The 2,347-nt window shown below is 64.8% G+C and carries 3 protein-coding genes and 1 pseudogene; 3 read left to right on the top strand and 1 reads right to left on the bottom strand.

Going from position 1 to position 2,347, the window contains the following annotated elements; translation table 11 throughout:
- Nucleotides 1–57: 57 nt before the first annotated feature.
- The gene (locus tag HMPREF2581_RS09190; protein ID WP_064717570.1) at nt 58–351 is read right to left on the bottom strand and encodes a helix-turn-helix domain-containing protein; all 294 of its coding nucleotides are present in this window, start codon (nt 349–351) and stop codon (nt 58–60) included.
- A gap of 319 nt (nt 352–670) precedes the next feature.
- On the opposite strand from HMPREF2581_RS09190, the gene HMPREF2581_RS09185 reads away from it, so the two are divergent.
- The 3 genes and pseudogenes from HMPREF2581_RS09185 to HMPREF2581_RS31840 all read left to right on the top strand — a co-directional run.
- Complete coding sequence (locus HMPREF2581_RS09185) at nt 671–1,021, top strand: DUF2958 domain-containing protein (RefSeq protein WP_028699139.1); 351 nt, start codon at nt 671–673, stop codon at nt 1,019–1,021.
- 343 nt (nt 1,022–1,364) lie between these two features.
- The gene (locus HMPREF2581_RS09180; protein WP_004883055.1) at nt 1,365–2,132 is read left to right on the top strand and encodes a DUF2285 domain-containing protein; all 768 of its coding nucleotides are present in this window, start codon (nt 1,365–1,367) and stop codon (nt 2,130–2,132) included.
- A 97-nt stretch (nt 2,133–2,229) separates the two neighbouring features.
- Nucleotides 2,230–2,347, top strand: a pseudogene (locus tag HMPREF2581_RS31840) (DNA-binding protein); the annotation flags it as partial.

Genomic DNA, 2,347 nt, shown 5'->3' with positions numbered 1-2,347 from the left:
CCTCACGCCTTCGCGCCTGGCGGCGCTGCGCGCTCCGCTTGCGGGCATTCAGACGCGCTAGGGCGCGTCGCGCTCTTTCAGCACGGCCTCGAACTCCTGGCGCACCCGCGCCAGCAGTTCGTCGGCCTTGTGCGTGTCGTCGCCGGCGTAGGCCAGCGTCAACAGCGTCAGCGGATGCACTTCCATGACCTCGCACAGCTCGGTCAGCTTGTGCAGGGTCGGACTTTTCAAGTCGCGCTCCAGCGTACTCATATAGGTGCGGCTGGACACGTCGGAGAACGCTTCCTGGCTCAAGCCTCGCGCCTTCCTGACTGTCCGTATTGCCGTTGCCAATGAGTGTTTCGCTGTCACTAACTTGGTTTCCCCATAAAAACCAAGATGACAGCCCATTGCGCCCTATAGGGCTACAATCTATAGTGTTCATTCATGGCTGAAAGGCCCGCTTTCGTGCTTTTACGGAAATCCGCAGATGCGGATTCCGACAGAACCGGGGAATCGCATCCGTGTCTTTCCGGCTTCCGACAATTCCGCTTCGGCGCTTCTGTTCTTCTACGGATGCGATGGCTTGCACATCGGTGCTTCCACACGAATGCACGGATGCGTTTCGGCAGTTCTGCGCTTCGGCACCAAAGCGCATTCGCGCATCGTCGGTTTCGTGGAGAAGCTGCCCATGACCCTGCCGCTTGTCACCGCTGATGAACGCGCCCGGCTGCTGGCCCACGGCGCGGCGCTCGCCGCTGGTCAGCGGCTCGACCCGCTGCCCGTGGTGCGCTTGTTCACCCCGGACGCGCATGTGACCTGGCTGCTGGTGTCGCTCGACCCGGCGGATGGCGACACGGCCTACGGCCTGATCGACCTCGGTATCGGTATGCCTGAGCTCGGGATGGTCAAGCTGTCCGACCTGGCGGGCATCGTCGGGCCGCGCAAGCTGCCGGTGCGGCGGGATCGGTATTTCCAGGCGGTGCGCCCGTTATCGGAGTACGTCCGGCTGGCGCAGGAGAACGGCGCGATCACGGACTGATGAAAACCAGCGCGGCCTAGCCAGCCGGGGCGCATCGTGACTATTTCAATCTTGATCAAGACCGTGCAGGTCTGAATCCGCATTCTTGCACCGAAGTGGTGCGATCCTGTTGAAAACAGTCCTGATCTTGGGCGCGGGCTGCGGCACGGTGTTCGGTGCTGCGCGTCATTTTCCTGAAGGCGTAGCCGTCGCATTCAGACGATTTCCGCAACACGCAGAGCCAAATGGTCTTGACACCGACAGTTACAGCCTAACCAATTTTGATGACGACCTGATGGCATTTCGATAGTTCCCGCATCGCGGAAATCGTGGCGACGCATCCCAAACAGAGGGAGGTTTCGCCATGACTGATCGCAGCGCCGAACACTGGTATCCGACAGCGGCCTATCTCTACGTTCTGCACCTTGACGGCCCTGCGCTGGCGTGGGAATACCTGCGCCGAAATCCCGACTACCGCCGCGACTGGCTGCGCCGCCGCCGCCGGCCGGACACGGCGCAGGCGTGGGGCCTGCGCCTGCTGGAAGACCCAGCCCTGGATGCGCGCGACGCGCATCCGGCCTGGTTTCCCGATCACGATGCCGTCGTGCAGGTTTACCCGGACGATGACCCGCCACCCGAAGCCCATGCCTTCGAGTTCTGGCGCGTTCCCGGCCGCAAGCAACTGATCCACGACGGCAAGCGCCTGGTGCTGGTGTCGCATTGGCCCGGCTGCTGCCTGCGGCTCGCGCTCGCGCCGGGCCTGGAAGACGGCATGGCCTACCTCTACGCCACCCGCGCCTGCGCCACGCCCTGCGCGCGCTATCGCACGCTCGCGTCCGAGCTGGACGCATTGGCCGTGGCCACGGTTGCCACGCCTGCGGCGGCGGCCCGTTCCAGGCCCACGACGGCCGCGGTGCTGGAACTGCACACCTTGCAGACGCTCGACGCGACCCTGGCGGGCGCGTCATTGCGCGAAGTGGCCGAAGGGCTGTTCGGCGCCGATGCCGTCGCCGCCGACTGGCACAAGGACAGCGCCTTACGTGCCCGCGTGCGGCGGCTGGTACGTCGTGGCGATGCGCTGATGCGTGGCGGCTATCGCCGCCTGGCACAGCTTCCGCCGCCGTTGCAGTAGGGGGGGACGTTTCGCGTCCCCCGTAGATCGTCCCTTAGCAAGCAGCCTCGCTTTCTTGAAAGTGCCTCTAACCGGCCGCGTGGTGTGGCCGGGCTTGATGGAGGTACATCCCATGCGACCCGCTCCCTTGCGGCCTGCCGCCGCTGCTGTCGCTGCGCCTGCGCAGCCCCAACGCTACCTGACCAACGACGAAGCCGCCGAGTACCTGCGCCTGT

The sequence above is a fragment of the Pseudomonas sp. HMSC057H01 genome (assembly GCF_001836405.1).
Lineage (GTDB): Bacteria > Pseudomonadota > Gammaproteobacteria > Pseudomonadales > Pseudomonadaceae > Pseudomonas > Pseudomonas aeruginosa.
Note: the sequence above shows the minus strand (reverse complement) of the source record. Positions and strands in the feature narration are given on the sequence as shown.

Excerpts from the sequence above, each read along its gene's own strand:
- HMPREF2581_RS09180 (WP_004883055.1), top strand. The coding sequence starts at position 1,365 with ATGACTGATCGCAGCGCCGAACACTGGTATCCGACAGCGGCCTATCTC.
- HMPREF2581_RS09185 (WP_028699139.1), top strand. The coding sequence starts at position 671 with ATGACCCTGCCGCTTGTCACCGCTGATGAACGCGCCCGGCTGCTGGCC.